This is a genomic window from Streptococcus sp. HMSC072D07 (genome assembly GCF_001814835.1).
Classification (GTDB): domain Bacteria; phylum Bacillota; class Bacilli; order Lactobacillales; family Streptococcaceae; genus Streptococcus.
Window position 1 is genome coordinate 1 of sequence record NZ_KV818076.1, and the last position, 408, is coordinate 408.

General features: G+C 37.3%; 1 pseudogene. It reads right to left on the reverse strand.

The window, feature by feature from the left end:
- Positions 1 to 391, reverse strand: a pseudogene (locus HMPREF2991_RS07810) (hypothetical protein); the annotation flags it as partial.
- Positions 392 to 408 lie beyond the last annotated feature (17 nt).

Consider the following 408-nt stretch of genomic DNA (forward strand, 5'->3'; position numbering starts at 1 on the left):
AAAGACTATAGAGATTGATGTTAGGGTCTGGAGCATGCCCTTCAGAGCCAGTTACACCAATCTCATTCGAAGGATCAAAATAACCTAGACTCCTTAAAACCTTATTATAATTAGTTACTTGCGCTATATCACTTATGTCATAGTCCCTTCCAAACTTTGTATCTTTTGGAAGTTCCACCACTTCTTCCGTCTCCACATTGAGATAGACATCTTTGTAAATTCGATTCTCTTCATCCGATAAATCACCAATTCTCAACCTAAAATAGTGAGTACCCTCAACATAATAGGAGTCAATTAGATTAATAGGAATACTTTTCTGATTGTAGCTTCGCACTGCCTGATATAGGTCAATCTTTCGCTCAGGCAAGCCCTCCTTGTCTAAATTATACAAAATCAAGTTCCAATACT